The sequence below is a fragment of the Amycolatopsis sp. NPDC089917 genome, from assembly GCF_040684635.1.
Classification (GTDB): domain Bacteria; phylum Actinomycetota; class Actinomycetes; order Mycobacteriales; family Pseudonocardiaceae; genus Amycolatopsis.
This window is the reverse complement of record NZ_JBFBGL010000045.1, coordinates 1-15,026: the sequence shown is the minus strand read 5'-3', so window position 1 is coordinate 15,026 and position 15,026 is coordinate 1. Positions and strand designations below refer to the sequence as shown.

The 15,026-nt window shown below is 69.0% G+C and carries 15 protein-coding genes; 4 read left to right on the top strand and 11 right to left on the bottom strand.

Translation table 11 applies throughout. From position 1 onward, the window contains the following. Positions 1 to 67 precede the first annotated feature (67 nt). Positions 68 to 1,384, top strand: coding sequence for a citrate synthase (locus AB0N89_RS28340; RefSeq protein WP_364210281.1), 1,317 nt, complete (start codon positions 68 to 70; stop codon positions 1,382 to 1,384). A gap of 123 nt (positions 1,385 to 1,507) precedes the next feature. After that, the gene (locus AB0N89_RS28335) at positions 1,508 to 2,857 is read left to right on the top strand and encodes a deoxyribodipyrimidine photo-lyase (RefSeq protein ID WP_364210278.1); all 1,350 of its coding nucleotides are present in this window, start codon (positions 1,508 to 1,510) and stop codon (positions 2,855 to 2,857) included. 52 nt (positions 2,858 to 2,909) lie between these two features. Here the strand turns inward: AB0N89_RS28335 and AB0N89_RS28330 are convergent, their stop codons facing one another. From AB0N89_RS28330 to AB0N89_RS28295, 8 genes are all read right to left on the bottom strand, one after another. Beyond that, positions 2,910 to 4,100, bottom strand: coding sequence for an ABC transporter permease (locus AB0N89_RS28330; protein WP_364210275.1), 1,191 nt, complete (start codon positions 4,098 to 4,100; stop codon positions 2,910 to 2,912). Beyond that, the gene (locus AB0N89_RS28325; RefSeq protein ID WP_364210272.1) at positions 4,097 to 5,023 is read right to left on the bottom strand and encodes an ATP-binding cassette domain-containing protein; all 927 of its coding nucleotides are present in this window, start codon (positions 5,021 to 5,023) and stop codon (positions 4,097 to 4,099) included. The genes AB0N89_RS28330 and AB0N89_RS28325 overlap by 4 nt, the downstream gene beginning before the upstream one ends. After that, the gene (locus AB0N89_RS28320) at positions 5,020 to 5,250 is read right to left on the bottom strand and encodes a hypothetical protein (protein ID WP_364210269.1); all 231 of its coding nucleotides are present in this window, start codon (positions 5,248 to 5,250) and stop codon (positions 5,020 to 5,022) included. Before AB0N89_RS28320 ends, AB0N89_RS28325 begins: the two co-directional genes overlap by 4 nt. Next, entirely contained in the window at positions 5,247 to 5,711 is a 465-nt protein-coding gene (locus tag AB0N89_RS28315) for a hypothetical protein (RefSeq protein ID WP_364210266.1), read from the bottom strand. The genes AB0N89_RS28320 and AB0N89_RS28315 overlap by 4 nt, the downstream gene beginning before the upstream one ends. Then, positions 5,708 to 6,253 carry a hypothetical protein gene (locus tag AB0N89_RS28310; RefSeq protein WP_364210264.1) on the bottom strand — a complete coding sequence of 182 codons (546 nt, stop codon included), beginning with the start codon at positions 6,251 to 6,253 and terminating at the stop codon, positions 5,708 to 5,710. The genes AB0N89_RS28315 and AB0N89_RS28310 overlap by 4 nt, the downstream gene beginning before the upstream one ends. After that, complete coding sequence (locus AB0N89_RS28305; protein WP_005155992.1) at positions 6,250 to 6,519, bottom strand: helix-turn-helix transcriptional regulator; 270 nt, start codon at positions 6,517 to 6,519, stop codon at positions 6,250 to 6,252. The genes AB0N89_RS28310 and AB0N89_RS28305 overlap by 4 nt, the downstream gene beginning before the upstream one ends. 75 nt (positions 6,520 to 6,594) lie before the next feature. Continuing rightward, the gene (locus AB0N89_RS28300) at positions 6,595 to 8,136 is read right to left on the bottom strand and encodes a glycerol-3-phosphate dehydrogenase/oxidase (protein WP_364210261.1); all 1,542 of its coding nucleotides are present in this window, start codon (positions 8,134 to 8,136) and stop codon (positions 6,595 to 6,597) included. Next, positions 8,133 to 8,696, bottom strand: coding sequence for a TetR/AcrR family transcriptional regulator (locus AB0N89_RS28295; protein ID WP_364210453.1), 564 nt, complete (start codon positions 8,694 to 8,696; stop codon positions 8,133 to 8,135). The genes AB0N89_RS28300 and AB0N89_RS28295 overlap by 4 nt, the downstream gene beginning before the upstream one ends. A 97-nt stretch (positions 8,697 to 8,793) precedes the next feature. Here AB0N89_RS28295 and AB0N89_RS28290 point away from each other — a divergent pair, with 97 nt between their 5' ends. Continuing rightward, positions 8,794 to 10,413 carry an FAD-binding oxidoreductase gene (locus AB0N89_RS28290; RefSeq protein WP_364210258.1) on the top strand — a complete coding sequence of 540 codons (1,620 nt, stop codon included), beginning with the start codon at positions 8,794 to 8,796 and terminating at the stop codon, positions 10,411 to 10,413. Here AB0N89_RS28290 and AB0N89_RS28285 read toward each other — a convergent pair. The 3 genes from AB0N89_RS28285 to AB0N89_RS28275 form a co-directional block, all read right to left on the bottom strand. Beyond that, positions 10,391 to 11,038 (bottom strand): gamma-glutamylcyclotransferase, encoded by a 648-nt coding sequence (locus AB0N89_RS28285; RefSeq protein ID WP_364210255.1) that lies wholly within the window; start codon positions 11,036 to 11,038, stop codon positions 10,391 to 10,393. The genes AB0N89_RS28290 and AB0N89_RS28285 overlap by 23 nt on opposite strands. Positions 11,039 to 11,138: 100 nt before the next feature. After that, a complete protein-coding gene (locus AB0N89_RS28280; RefSeq protein WP_364210252.1) occupies positions 11,139 to 12,401 on the bottom strand; it encodes a C39 family peptidase in 1,263 nt (420 codons plus the stop codon). 241 nt (positions 12,402 to 12,642) lie between these two features. Continuing rightward, positions 12,643 to 14,364 carry a TIGR03767 family metallophosphoesterase gene (locus AB0N89_RS28275; protein ID WP_364210249.1) on the bottom strand — a complete coding sequence of 574 codons (1,722 nt, stop codon included), beginning with the start codon at positions 14,362 to 14,364 and terminating at the stop codon, positions 12,643 to 12,645. 172 nt (positions 14,365 to 14,536) lie between these two features. On the opposite strand from AB0N89_RS28275, the gene AB0N89_RS28270 reads away from it, so the two are divergent. Then, positions 14,537 to 14,971, top strand: coding sequence for a hypothetical protein (locus AB0N89_RS28270; protein WP_364210246.1), 435 nt, complete (start codon positions 14,537 to 14,539; stop codon positions 14,969 to 14,971). Positions 14,972 to 15,026 lie beyond the last annotated feature (55 nt).

Below are 15,026 nucleotides of genomic sequence, written 5' to 3'. Positions count from 1 at the left end.
TGAAAGAGGGCGTACCTGTGGAACCTACAGGCGCCGCCGGCCCGTGCTGAACGTGAGAGGGACTTACATGTCCGACGCGACGACGGCTGCGGGGCAGTCCGGCGAGACCGCGACGCTGCGCCTGCCCAACGGCGAGCACGAGTTCAAGGTGATCCACCCGGTGGAGGGTGCGCCTGGGATCGAGCTGGGGAAGCTGCTGGCGACGACCGGGTACATCACCCACGACCCGGGGTTCGTGAACACCGGTGCCGCCTCGTCGGCCATCACCTACATCGACGGTGACGCCGGCATCCTGCGCTACCGCGGGTACCCGATCGAGCAGCTGGCCGGGAAGTCGACCTTCATCGAGGTCTCGTACCTGCTGATCTACGGCGAGCTGCCGACCCAGGCCCAGCTGGACGAGTTCACCGGCAAGATCCAGCGCCACACCCTGCTGCACGAAGACCTCAAGGCCTTCTTCAGCGGCTTCCCGCGCGACGCGCACCCGATGCCGGTGCTCTCCAGCGCGGTATCGGCGCTGTCGACCTTCTACCAGGACTCGCTCAACCCGTTCGACGAAGCGAACGTGGAGCTGTCCACCATCCGCCTGCTGGCCAAGGTCCCGACCCTGGCCGCGTACGCGTACAAGAAGTCCGTCGGCCAGCCGCTGCTGTACCCGGACAACTCGCTCGGCCTTGTCGAGAACTTCCTGCGGATGACCTTCGGCTTCCCGGCCGAGCCCTACGAGGTCGACCCGGACGTCGCCAAGGCGCTCGACCTGCTGTTCATCCTGCACGCCGACCACGAGCAGAACTGCTCGACCTCGACCGTGCGCCTCGTCGGCTCCTCCGAGGCGAACCTGTTCGCCTCGATCTCGGCGGGCATCAACGCCCTGTTCGGCCCGCTGCACGGTGGCGCCAACAGCGCGGTCCTGGACATGCTCGAGGGCATCCAGGCCGAGGGCGGCGACGTCGCAGACTTCGTCACCCGCGTGAAGAACAAGGAAAAGGGTGTCCGCCTGATGGGCTTCGGGCACCGGGTCTACAAGAACTACGACCCGCGCGCGAAGATCATCAAGAACACCGCGGACGAGATCCTCTCCAAGCTCAAGGGCGGCGACCAGCTGCTCGACATCGCGAAGAAGCTGGAAGAGACCGCGCTCTCGGACGACTACTTCATCGAGCGCAAGCTGTACCCGAACGTCGACTTCTACACCGGCCTGATCTACCGGGCGCTCGGCTTCCCGACCAAGTACTTCACCGTGCTGTTCGCGCTGGGCCGCCTGCCGGGCTGGATCGCGCACTGGCGCGAGATGATCCAGGACCCGGCCACCAAGATCGGCCGCCCTCGGCAGATCTACACCGGCTCCGCCGAGCGGAACTACGCGCCGATCTCGGAGCGCTGACCTCTCCGCTTCCCGCAAGTGTCATGAAAGGGGCTTTCCTGACGTTTTTCGTCAGGAAAGCCCCTTTCATGACATCCGGGGGCCGGACTGCGCTCACCGCCGGTACCGCTTAGGGTTCCCCGGGTGACCAAAGAAGCCCCCGTAGTGCTGTGGTTCCGCCGCGACCTGCGCCTCGGCGACCACGCCGCCCTGCTGGAAGCCTCGAAGCACAGCAAGCACGTCCTCGCGCTGTACGTCCTCGACGACGCGCTCCTCAAGCCCTCCGGCGCCCCGCGCGTCGCGTTCCTGCACGGCTGCCTCAAGGCGCTGGACGAGCAGCTCGGCGGACGGCTGATGCTCGTCAAGGGCGACCCCGTGAAGGAGGTCGTCAAGGCCGCCCGCGAGATCGGCGCCGCGGCCGTGCACGTCAGCTCGGACACCGGCCCGTACGGCCGCCGTCGTGACGACGAGGTCAAGAAGGCCTTGGCGGAACACGACATCGCCTGGACCGAGACCGGTTCCTCGTACGCGATCACCCCCGGCCGGATCACCAAACCGGACGGCGACCCCTATCGCGTGTTCACCCCGTTCTACCGCGCGTGGGCGCGCCATGGCTGGCCGCGCCCGGCGGACACTGGAAAGTCCATTGTGGACTGGGTGGAGCCACCGCGGTCGGTCAAGCTCCCGAAATCCCCGTCACTCAAGGGGATGGAGCTGCCGGAGCCCGGTGAGAAGGCCGCGCTGGACCGCTGGCACGAGTTCCTCGACGACGGCCTCACGACTTATGACGAGGATCGCGACCGCCCGGATCGCCCTGGTACGACAAGGCTTTCGCCGTATCTGCGCTGGGGTTGCGTCCATCCGCGCACCTTGCTGGCCGACCTCGCCGGGAACGAGGGATCCGGCGCGAAGTCGCTGCGCGGCGAGTTCGCCTGGCGCGAGTTCCACGCCGACGTCCTGTGGCACCGCCCCGAAACCGCGCGCAAGAACTACGATTCCCGGTTCGACGCCATGGAACACGAGAGCGACGACGAGGCGTTCAAGCGCTGGTGCGAGGGACGCACCGGGTTCCCGATCGTCGACGCCGGGATGCGGCAGCTGCTCGCCGAGGGCTGGATGCACAACCGCGTCCGGATGATCGTGGCGAGTTTCCTGGTCAAGGATCTGCACCTGCCGTGGTGGCTGGGCGCGCGGTACTTCATGCGGCATCTCGTCGACGGCGATCTCGCGTCGAACCAGCTGAACTGGCAGTGGGTCGCGGGCAGCGGCACCGACGCCGCGCCGTACTTCCGGATCTTCAACCCGACCACGCAGGGGGAGAAGTTCGACCCCTCGGGCGAGTACGTCCGCCGCTACGTCCCCGAACTCCGCTCCGTGCAAGGGAAAGCCGTGCACAAACCGCAGGGCGTCAAGGACTACCCGGCGCCGATGGTCGACCACGCCCACGAACGCCAGGTCGCCCTGGAGCGCTACGGCGCCATCAAAGGTCCGTGAAGGCCTCCTTGAGGGACTCTGGGTCCCTCAAGGAGGCCTTCACGGACAACCGTCAGCCCTTGAGGGCCTCGGAGAGCTTGATCCGGCTGCCGACCCGCAGGACGCTGTTCTGGTAGATCCGCGCGCCCAGCCAGGTGAACAGGGCGATGGCGCCCACGGTCAGGGCCAGCGACAGCGCGACCTCCCACACCTCGACGGTCCCGGCCGCGATCCGCGCGGGCATCAGCACCGGCGAGAGCAGCGGCACCAGGGAAAGGATCTTCGTCCCCGTGCCCTCCGGCGCCTGTGCCAGCAGGTTGAACCCGACGACGAAGCCGAGGATCAGCACGATGTTGACCGGGCCGATGACCGACTGGGTGTCCTCCTGCCGGGAGACCAGCGAACCCATGGCGCCGTAGACGGTGGCGTACAGCAGGAAGCCGAGCAGGTACCAGACCACGCCCCACAGCAGCGCGCCCGTCGCGACCCCGGACAACGTCAGCACGTTGGTCGACGAGGCGACGAGCAACCCGGCCCCGCCGATGATCACCAGCTGCGTCAGCCCGACCAGGCCGAGCCCGATCACCTTGCCCAGCAACAGATGCCACGGCCGGACGGTGGACAGCAGGATCTCGACGACCCGGCTGGACTTCTCCTCGACCACGCCCTGCGCGACCAGCGTCCCGTAGGTCACGATGCTCATGTAGAGCAGCACGGCCACGATCAGGCCGATCACCATCCGCTGGGACTTCTCCGGATCCGGCGGCTTGATCGAGTCGACCTGGACCTGGGTCTGCTCGACCGTGCGCATCACCTCTTCCGGCGACTTCTGGGCCTCGGAAAGGATGCCGTTCAGCGTCTCCTGCTGGGAAACGCCGTTCAGCAGGGTGCGCAGTTTGGTGTCCAATTCGGACTTGACGAGCACCTTCAGCTCGGTGGCGTTGCCGGACAGCAACGCGTCGAGATCACCGTTCTCGACCTGTGTCCGGCCCTGCGCCGGATCGGCGACGGCGATGGTCTCGATCTTCTCGCCGATCGCCGCGCCCGCCTTCTGAAGCTGCTGCGCGATCCCGGCGGTCTGCCCGGTGAGCCCGATCTTGCTCTTGTCCTCGTTGTTCGCCAGCGTGGACTGCAGGAGGACGTAACCCATGAGGATGACCAGCAGCACGGCGGTGCCGACCACGAAGGACCGGGTGCGCAGCCGGGTGTTCAGTTCGCGTTTGGCGATGAGCCAGACCGCGCGCCACGAGGAAACGGTGTTCATGCGGAAACTCCCTGTGCGGCGGGCTTCTCGGCGACGGCGTCGCGGAACAGCTCGGTCAGCGACCGCCTGCGCTTGGTGAATTCGGTGACCGGGCCGGTGGCCAGGGCCGCGGCGAGCACGGCCTGGTCGTCGGCTCCCGCGTCGAGTTCGAGGATCGCCGTCGGGCCGTTCTGCTCGACGATCCGGACACCGGGAACGGCCGAGGCCCAGCCGGGAGCGGCGCCGGGCGCGGTGACGACGAGGCCGTTGCCCGCGTCCGCGGTCAGTTCGCCGACGGTGCCGGACGCGACCATCCGTCCACTTCGGATGATGCCGACCCGGTCGCACAGCCGCTCGACCAGATCCAGCTGGTGACTGGAGAACACCACCGGCACGCCGGTCGCGGCCTTCTCGCGCAGTACGCCGCTCATCACGTCCACGGCCAGCGGATCGAGACCGGAGAACGGCTCGTCCAGCACGAGGACCCGCGGATCGTGCACCAGCGCGGCCGCGAGCTGCACCCGCTGCTGGTTGCCGAGGCTCAGCTTCTGGACCTCGTCCTTCTTGCGTTCGGTCAGCCCGAGCCGCGCGATCCAGTTCTCGGCGCTGCGGTGGGCGTCGTTGGCCGACATCCCGTGCAGTTCGGCGAGGTAGACCAGCTGCTCCAGCACCTTCATCTTCGGGTACAGGCCGCGTTCCTCCGGCATGTACCCGATATGCGTGCGGGTCTCGTGGGTGATCGGCGCGCCGCCGAGGCGCACCTGGCCGGAGTCGGCCGCGAGCACCCCGAGGACGATCCGCATCGTGGTGGTCTTGCCCGCGCCGTTGCTGCCGACGAACCCGAACAGCTCACCGGGCTGGACCTCGAAGCTCACCTCGTCCAGCGCGACCTTCGCGCCGTACTTCTTGGAGATCCTGTCGATCTCCAGCTTCCCCTCGTTCATTTCCACTTGCCCTCCTCCAGATACCGCACGAGCGCCGTGATCCCCCGATGGACGCCGGAAACCGTGCGGTTGCGCTGGACCAAACCGTCCAGCTTGACGTTGCTCACCACCGAAGTGGCCCGGTAGACCAAGACCGCCCTGGCCGCGCCGGCCATCACCCCGCTGGCCACCAAGGCGACGGCGATCACTCCGATCGACACCTTATGGCGCCGTTTGTCTCCGGTCATGCCGGAATCCCCTCGTCGACATCTTCGAAGTCTTCGGGATCGTCGTCCGGCAGCTTCCAGGCGAGCCAGAGCGCCGGCAGCGACGTCCCGAAGACGAGCAACGCCGCTGTCATCGAAGAAAGGAGAGAGCCGGAACCCGGCTGCCCGGCCGCGTAGAGCCCGTACGCGAGGTCCACCAGCATCAGCAGGCAGATTCCCTGAAACGCCGCGTAGTGCGCGCGGTTGCGCAGCAGCAGTTCGCGCTCGTCAAGGTCCTTGGCCGTTGAGCCGGGTCTGCCGACCGAACGGCGCAACACGGTCGCGGCGCCGACGCACAGGCACAACCCCGGGCCCATCAAGCCGACGGCTAACCACAACGTCGGCTCGCGCAGCAACGCGGCTCCGGCGATGACCACCAGGTGGCCGATCACCGCGGCGACGGCGAGCCGCCGCCGGTCCGAGCGGGTCCTCGTGACGATCATGCCGGGACCCCCTCGTCGAAATCTTCCGGATCGTCGTCCGGCAGCGACCACCCCAGGATGACACCGGACAACGTGGTGCCGGTGACCAGCAGGGCGCAGCCCATCATCGCGCCCCGCGCGCCGCCGTCCTCGGTACCCGAGATGATCAGACCGTAGAACACCGCGACCAGCATCAACGCGACCAGGACCTGGTAGCTGATGAAGGTGGCGCGGTGGCGCCATTCCCGCTCGCGCTCGTCGAGCCGGATGGAGAAGCCGTTGCTCATCTTGCCGGTCAGGATGCGCAACAGGTAGTGCGCGCCGCCCGCGACGAGACAGCCGACGAACCAGAGCACGAAGAAGGCCACCGCGGGGCCCGCGTGGAACAGGGCGGCTCCGGCGATCAGGATCAGGTCGCCCGTCACCACGAACACGCTCAACGTCCGCCGCCGTTTCCTCGTGCGCCAGGACGGAAGCCGAAGGGCGCGTTTGCGTTCGAGCTCTTCCCAGCGTTCCTGCTGGCGCTCCCAGTACGTCGCGAGACGGCCTCGCTCTTCGCTCATGTTCCCCCCTCCCGGTAGACCTGAGTGGACAGTGGCGTGAACGGTTCGCGGCTGAACACGGCCTCGACCGGGAGGTCGAACACCGCGCAGATGCGAAAAGCCAGGTCGAGGCTCGGGTAGTGGTCGCCTCGTTCGAGTGCGCCGATGGTCTGCGGATTGACCTCGACCGCCGTCGCGAGGGCGGCCCTGCTCAGTCCGCGCTCGGCCCGGAGCACGGGAAGCCGGTTGTAGATCGGCAGCTCTTTGCCGCGTCTTACCGGGCTCATGGAACATACTGTTGCAAAAACCCAACGACCCGTCAAGTTTAGGGCGCGCTTCACCGCATCCAGAGGACTAATGCGTCAGGCGAGACCGGCGAGCGACTTGTCGACGAGCTCTTGGACCCGGGCGCGGGCGGCCTCGGCCTCGGGGGCGACCAGGCCGAGCCGGGTTCGGCGTTCCAGGACGTCCTCGACGTCGAGCGCGCCCTCGTGCCGCACGGCCCAGACGACCTCCGCCGCGCTGATCTCGGTGCGGGCGGACAGCGGCAGTCCCAGCTCCGGGTCGACCTCGCCGAGCGCCGCGACCCGTGGCGCCTCGGTGCCGTACTTCGCGACCAGCCGGGCCGGCGCGTCCACAGTGGACAGAAGGTGTCGCGGAGTCGCGCCGAGCAAGGGGAGCCGGGACGTGGTCGACGGCCCGGCGCGGAGCCCGGACCGCTTCAACGCCGCGTCGACGGCGTCCTCGGCCATCTTGCGGTACGTCGTCAGCTTGCCGCCGACGATGGTGAGCACGCCGTCGGCGCCGGTCACCACCGCGTGCTTGCGCGACAGATCCGCGCTCCGGCCTCCACCGCCTTCGACCAGCGGCCGCAGTCCGGCGAAGGAGCCCGCGACGTCGTCACGGGTCAGCGGGCGCGTGAACGCCTTCGACGCCACTTCGAGCAGGAAGTCCACATCGGACTCCGGCACGGGCGGCACCCGCGGGACCGGGCCTTCGGTCGGTTCGTCGGTGACCCCGACGAACACGCGGCCGTCGGGTTGCGGCAGCAGGAAGACGAACCGGTTGTTTTCGCCGGGGACGGGCACGTTGACCGACGTCGCGCCGATCCGCGCCGCCCCCGAAGCCAGGATGAGATGGGAACCGCGGGACGGCCGCAGCCGCACCGACTCCGCCAGTTCGCCCGCCCAGACGCCGGTCGCGTTGACGACCTGACCGGCGCGGATCTCGATCTCCTGTCCGGTGAGCCGGTCCCGGGCCCGCACCGAATCCGCTGTGAGCCGGAGGGCCTCGACCCTCGTGAGGATCTTCGCGCCCCGTGACGCCGCCGTGCGCGCCAGGCTCACCACGAGCCGGGCGTCGTCGGTCAGCGCGCCGTCGTAGGCCAGCAGCGCGCCTCGCAGCCCTTGCGGGGACAGGCCGGGCGCGAGTGCCAGCGCCTCCGCGGCCGGGATCGATCGCGGCCGGGGCAGTACGGACGCCGGGGTCCTGGCCGCGCGGCGGAGCCCGTCACCGGCGACGAGGCCGGTCATGATGAACGCCTGCTGACCGCGGGAGGTCTCCGGATACAAGGGGAACAGTTGCGGGATCGCCCTGGTGAGGTGCGGGGCGGTGCGGGTCATCAGGATCCCGCGTTCGACGGCGCTTTCGTGCGCCAGCGCCACATCTCCCTTGGCGAGGTAGCGGAGCCCGCCGTGGACCAGCTTGCTGGACCAGCGCGAAGTCCCGTACGCCAGGTCGTACGCCTCGATCAGGGCCACCGAGAGCCCGCGCGCGGCCGCGTCCAGCGCGATCCCCGTGCCGGTGACACCGCCACCGACCACCGCCAGGTCGACCCGCTCGCCGCCGGCCAGCGCCGCGAGCTCCCGCTCACGCCGCAGGGCGTTCAGCGAGCCCGGCGTCACGGGCGCAACGCCGCGTCGAGCACGTGGGCGAACTCCGCCATCAACGCCTTCTCGTTCACGTCCGCGGTGGCGGGACGGAACGAGAACGCGAAGGACTGGATGAGCAGCAACAGGGTGCGCGCCTGCGAGGGCAGGTCGCCCTTGCGGATCGAACCGTCTTCGTGGCCGCCCTGCAGCAGATGCAGGATCACGCCCTCGGCGAAGCGCTGGGTCTTCCCGAGCCGTTCGACGATGTAGGGGAGGACCAGTTCGGGGTCGAGGTCCAGCAGCGTGCGGAACAGCGGGTCACCCGACAGCGCGGCGACGGCGGCCGCCGAACTCCGGACGAGCTTCTCGCGGAAGTGGGCCGGTTCGGCCTCCGGTTCGGCGGCGCCTTGCAGCAGTCCGCCGAATTCGCGGGTCATGAGGGTCGCGAGCACGCTGCGCACGTCCGGGAACCGGCGGTAGACGGTCATCCGGCTGACCTTCGCCGTCCGCGCTATCTCGGCGAGCGTGGTCCGCCTCACGCCGACGGCGAGCACGCACTTCTTCGCCGCGTCGAGCAGAACGTCGTCGGACACGCGTGTCGAGGCCTGGCGGGATCGGGTGTCCGCCAGCGCCGAGACGCCTGTTTCCGCAGGTGAGTGACGTTTTACGTCCATGTGTAACACTGTAGTCGTGACCGAGAATATTGACCACCGGTTGAGGCGATCCTGGACGCCCGAGGCGGGTGACGCGGCCCACCTTCCGGCGAAGGCCTTGCGGTGGCTCGTCCAGCGTATCGGCCCGCTGGGCTCCGCAGCCCCCTTCGCGCCCGATTCGGCGCTCTCCGTTCCCGAAACGCGGCTGGGCGAACAGCCGAAGCGAGACCTGGAGGAGCTCGTCGGCGCCGGACACGTTTCGGTGACGGCGGGGGAACGGCTCGCGCGGGCGAGCGGTTTGTCCTATCTGGACTTGGTGCGGCGTCGCGGGTTCGGTGATTTTCCGGTGCCGGACGCCGTCGTCCTGCCGGGGAATCCCGACGAAGTCCAGGCGGTGCTGGAAATCTGCGCCCGGCACGACGTCGGCGTCGTCCCGTTCGGCGGCGGGACGTCGGTGGTCGGCGGGGTCTCGGCGCTGCGAGGGGGCAAGAGCGCGGTGATCGCGCTCGACCTCACCAGGCTCGGCGACCTGGTCTCCGTCGACCCGGTCTCCCGGATCGCGGTCCTGCAGGCGGGGGTCACCGGCCCGGAGGCCGATCGGCTGCTGGCCGGGCACGGTTTCACCCTCGGGCACGTTCCCCAGTCCTACGAACGCGCCACGATCGGCGGATACGCCGCGACCCGGTCCGCCGGGCAGGCCTCGTCGGGGTACGGCCGGTTCGAGGACATGGTCAAGGGCGTCCGGCTCGCGACCCCGCGCGGCGAATGGAAACTCGGCGTCGCGCCCGCGTCCGCCGCCGGACCCGACCTGCGTCACCTCGCCGTCGGCAGCGAGGGCGCGCTCGGCGTGATCACCGAGGTCGCCCTCCGCGTCCGCCCGGTGCCGGAGGTCCGCCGCTACGAGGGCTACGTCCTCGACGGCTGGGAGAACGGCACCGCGGCGGTCCGCGAACTCGCCCAGCGGCACGTGCTCGCGGACGTCACGCGACTGTCCGATGTGGACGAGAGCGAGGTCTCGCTGGCGCTCAACGACAGCTGGAAGACCAAGGCGCTGCGCCGGTATCTCAAGGCACGCGGAGTCCACGCGCCTTGCCTGCTGATCGTCGGCTGGGAAGGCGCGTCGAAACGTGAGGTCGCCCGGCGCCGTCAGGAGACCACCCGGGTGCTGGAGCCGTTCGGAGCCGTCCGCATCGGCGCCGCGCTCGGCGAATCCTGGCGCCGCGGCCGGTTCTCCGGACCCCGGCAGCGGGACGCCTTGATGGACAACGGTATCTGCGTCGAGACCCTGGAAACCGCCGCGTACTGGGCGGAACTGAGCGACCTGCGCGACGCCGTCCGCGCCGCGCTGACCGCCACGCTCGGCCGGGCCGTCATCATGTGCCACGTCTCGCACGCGTACGAAACGGGCGCGTCGCTGTACTTCACCGTGCTCACCGCCCGCGACGAGGCCGACCCGGTCGGCCAGTGGCAGCGGGCGAAGGCGGCGGCGTCGGAGGCCATCACCGGCATCGGCACCATCTCGCACCACCACGCCGTCGGCGTCGACCACGCCTCCTATCTGGCGGCGGAGATCGGCGAGATCGGCGTCGAAGTGTTGCGGGCGGCGAAAAAAGCCGTCGACCCGGCGGGCATCCTCAATCCCGGGAAGCTTCTCTGACCAGCGTCCCGGCCTCGATCAGCGTGCAGTCCAGACCGTGCGTCTCGGCGGGGACCCCTTCGAGCGCCGCGGCCCGGCGCTGTTCGAGGTCGGCGACGCGGATGTGCCTGCCGTCCACCAGGATCGGCAGGCGGATGTCCGCGGCGCCGACGTAGGCCACGACGTCGTCGAGCACGGTGCCGTCGTCGAGGGTGATGGCCGGGGCGGTCAGCCGCACCAGCCGGTAGCGCTGCCCGTTGCCCTCGCAGTGGTCGAGCACGGCGATCTGGTCCGGGGTCGCGAACCAGACAGCGTGCTCCTCGACGACACCCGGGGCGGCGGCGAGCGTCGCCGGCCGCTGCCCGTCGCGGAACCGCAGGCCGCATGCCCAGACCGCCGCCAGGTCTGTGCAGCGCGCGTGACAGACCACGACCCGCCCCGTCAGGCCCATGTTCTCCCGCAGCCAGGTGATCTTCGACGGGCACGCGTTCGAGCCGTAGGCGAGCACGGCCTGGCGTTCGCGCCAGCCCTCCGGCGCGGTGTCGAGGCTGTGCCCGGCGCCGTCGAAGTGGACGAACGAATGACCCGGCCGCGCGCCCGGGTACGGGTCGGCGGGAAAATCGGCGTCGGTGAAGAGTTTCACCACGTCACCTCGTACGGCATACCCACCTCCGAGTAGTCGTCGACCCAGAAGCTTGCCACGGAATCCGCTCCGGCCGCGAGATCCGCTCGGGTGGGGAACCGATTCAGTTGGGCGTGATGATGTAGGCGACCCCGCCCGGACCACTGGAAACGCCACCCGTGGTGTTGTACCGCTTGGTGCGCTGCCAGATCGTCTCGAACTGGTGTCGCTTGTAGACGTTCCGGACGCGGTCGTTGCTGCTGGCGGCCGGATCGTTCGCGATCACGTCACCGTCCTTCGTGAAGCCGACGACGACCATGATGTGCCCGGCGGTGCCGTAGCCCGCGCCGTCGAGTTCCTCGGCCTTGAACGACTGCGAGGTGATCACCGGGATGCCGCGCGCGATGTAGTTTTCGAGTTCGTTCAAGGAGTGCAAACGGGTGATGTGCCCACGCAGACCGAGTGAAGCGGCGTACGCGGTGTTGAACGGCCAGTTGCCGGTTCCGTCGTAGGCGTAGTCGTAGGTGTACCGGGCGGCGTACGCGACGGTCGGGTCGACGTAACCCGCCGGGATCCACGCCATGTCCTCGGGCTTGGGCCGTTTGCCCCAGTACTCGGCCACCATTTCGGTGGACGTCGGACTGCACCAGTTCTCGCCGCCGCCCCCGTACTCCGGGAACTGTCCTTTGTGGAGGTTCTGGGCGTAGGCGGGCACCTTCAGTTCGATCCCGGTGGCCCGGCCCGGCTTCGTCGCCCGGACCTCGAACCGGTCCGGGACCAGCGACGTCATGGCGCCCACCGACGTCACCGACGGCGTGGCCCGTGAGCCTGCTTCGCGGTACAGGCTCACCCGAAGCTGGTACGACCGGAGCGCGACGCCGGCCTTCATGACCAGCGTGTCGACGTCGACCGCGGCGCTGGCGTCGCTCTGGCCGTCGACGCTGGTGCGTTTGATGTCGGCGTCCCCACTGGCCCACCGGCCCATCACGTACCAGGCGGTTTCGGTGCCTGAAGCGGTGCGGCCCTTGGCTTCGACCTTGATCCAGGTCTTGGCCGGCGTCTTCGCGTTCCACGACGCGACCAGCTGGGAGGCGTCGAAGCCCTGCGTGCGGCTCCTCGACGTCCACTGGCCGTATTCGTAGGTCCTGGTGGTGCCGAGTACGGGTTCCGTGTGTTCGACGGTGCCGATCGGGCGGTCGATGCGCAGCGCGCCGTGGTCGATCCCGAGCCCTTCCAGCCTGCCGTCGCGGAAACCGTGGTGACCGGCCCATTCGTGGTAGTCGATCGCTTCGTCGTCTCCACGGCCGGGGCCCGCCTCCGCCGTCTGCGCCGTCACCGCGGTCAGCGTCGCGATCGTCAGCAGCGTGACCAGCCCTCGTATCCGCATCCCGGCTCCCATCCCTCGGATCCACCCGGTAGGGAAGGGATTTTCGTCGTTCGCGCGAGGTATGTAAACAGTTGCCTACAAGACGGCCTGAGTCTGTGTCACTTTCGCGACCGGCCCGCCGTGTTCCGCCTCCGATCACGCGAGTTCGCCGTCTGATCACGCGAGTCACGTCGTTCGGCCGTGTGCGCCGATGCGGGACTCGCGTGATCAGACGGACGACACGCGTGATCGAAGGGCGAACTCAGGAGAGCGGGTGGGTCAGCAGCAGTTCGGTGTTCTGGTCTTGGGCGGTGCCGACGGCGCCGAGTGAGGCGTGGATGTCGTTGTAGGAAAACTCCCGGTACAGCGACGCAAGCGCTTGCGTCGAGGTGTCCGAGTACGACGCCTCGTACGGCGCTTCCGCCTCGATCAGCGTCGTGAACAGCGAAAGCGTGCCGTCGGCGTTGTCGGCGACCTCGATGATCCGCGCGTGCTGCGGGAAGTCGATGTGCGACGCGGTGTTGATCTCCCAGAAGCCCTGCTTCGCCGTCTTGCCGGGGTGCGGGGTGATCTTGTTGTGGTGCGTGTGCCCGTTGACCCACGCCAGCACGTTCGGGAACCGGTTCAGCAGCGAGACGAACGTGTCGCCGTTGAGCCGCGGCTCCAGCGGGTGTCGCGCGTCGGGGAGGACGTTGCCCATGGTGTCGCTGGTGTGGTGGCTGAACAGGATGAACAGTTCGTCCGTCACGTTCTGCGCGACCTTGCGGCCGAAGAAGTCGTAGTACGTCGAGCTGTTGCGCTTGAGCGTGTTCTCCACCCAGGTGAACTGCCCGAGCCCGATCGACCCGTCGGCCAGCCCGGCCATCGTCGTGGTGTCGAGGCTGATGCCGACGACGCCCGGCGCGATGCGGAAGGTGTAGTACACGTTCCGCCCGTCCGCGTTGTTCCCGCCGAACCCGTGGCCGACCGGGCCGGGGCCGGTGTTGGCGGTGTCGAGGTGGTGCTGGACGAACTCCGCGGTGCTGAACGGCCGCCGCCGCTCGTCCGGGGTGATCTCGCGGATCGTGCCCGAGCCGCCGAACAGCTCCGTGATCGGGACGCCCGAGCCGGAACCGATCGCCTTGGCGAGTTTCCGCGACGTCGTCTCGTCCTTGCCGATCACCTTGAAGCGGCCGGTGTACCAGGCGTCCATGCCGGGCAGGTCCGGCACGGTGCCGACGATGCTGTCGTCGTGGTTGCCGAAGGTGCAGAACCACGGGACGTCGAGACCGGGCGAGGTGAAGGTGTTCGACGCCGCGCCGAGCAGGCCGGGCAGCTGCGGGAAGCCCTTCTTCGTGTACGCGTCGTCCAGCGTCTTGCCGGGGTTCCAGTAGTGCGAGGACCCGGACGTCTGGACGCCCTCGTGCACATTCGGGTCGCCCGAGGTCGGGTTCACCGTGCCGCCGTTGAGCACCTTGAGGAACCATTCGAGCTCGATCAGCTCGTGGTTGTCGGTGTTGTCGCCGGTGGTGACCATGAAGTCGATCGCCCGTCCGGTGAACGGGCCCGCCTTCAGGCTGTTCACCCGCTCCACCAGCGCCGTCGTCGCGACCGGGCCGAGCGTCTCCTGCGGCCGGTGCGCCGAGCCGACGAACGGGTGCAGGTACTCGAACCGCGCCGGGCTCTCGGCGTCGGTGAAGTGCAGGTCGGTGAACTGCGCGAACGACGCCATCGCGCGGCGGCGGTCGTCGCGGCCGGACTTCGGCGCGGCGAGCTCGCCCCGGACCACGAGCGGCCAGCCGGGACCCGCGGTCAGCCGCGTGTACCCCGGACCGCTTTTCAGCGGGGCCGCCGCGGATTCCAGCGTGGTGCCCGCCGTCCGCGCCGCGCGGCTCGTGGTGAGCGCGAGCGCCCGGTCGAGCGCGTTGGCGGTCGGCGTGCACAGCAGCAGGCCGACGCCGGCCGCGCCTGCCGTGGCGAAGGTGCGCCTGGAGATGTCGGACATGGCGGTGCCCCTACTCGTCGCGGGTGGGTGTCGCGGAAGGACGATGCCGGACGACGTTAGCCGTGGGGTGAACTCCGGAAAAGGGTAATGCGAAAATTTGTCACGTTCGGCCGAACCCGAAAGGACCGGCGGCGGTTACGCTGTCCGCTCGGCGAACGAGGAGGTGGCCCCGGTGGGTGCTTCGGCTTGGTCTGTCCGCGGCCGGTTCGACGGCGACCCGGAAGCGGCGCTGGACGCGATGAAGGCGCGGGTCTTCGCGGAGGGCGACTACCTGTGGGAAGAGGACGAACTCGGCCGCCCGGACTCGGTCGACGAGCTGTACGAGGTGGAGAGCGTCCAGGAGTCCGGGACCCATTCCGTGCTCGACGTCCACGAGTTCATCAGCGCCACGGGTGAGGACGACTTCGGCACGATCCGGCCCTTGACCGACGCCGAACTCCTCGCCGCTTTCGGTACGGAAGAGCCGTCCGTCGAGGGCTTCGACGAGCTCGACAAGGCCGGGCACCTGCCGTACGAACGCCGCCCGCGGTGGAGCGCGAACTGCGCGCTGCTGTACGAGAACGACGTCGCCGTCGAGCTGGCGATCTGGGGTGTGTCCGGCGACTAGCGGGAAGCGTCGGTACAGGTGGTCGTGAGTGGCGATTCGGGTTCTAACCCGAATC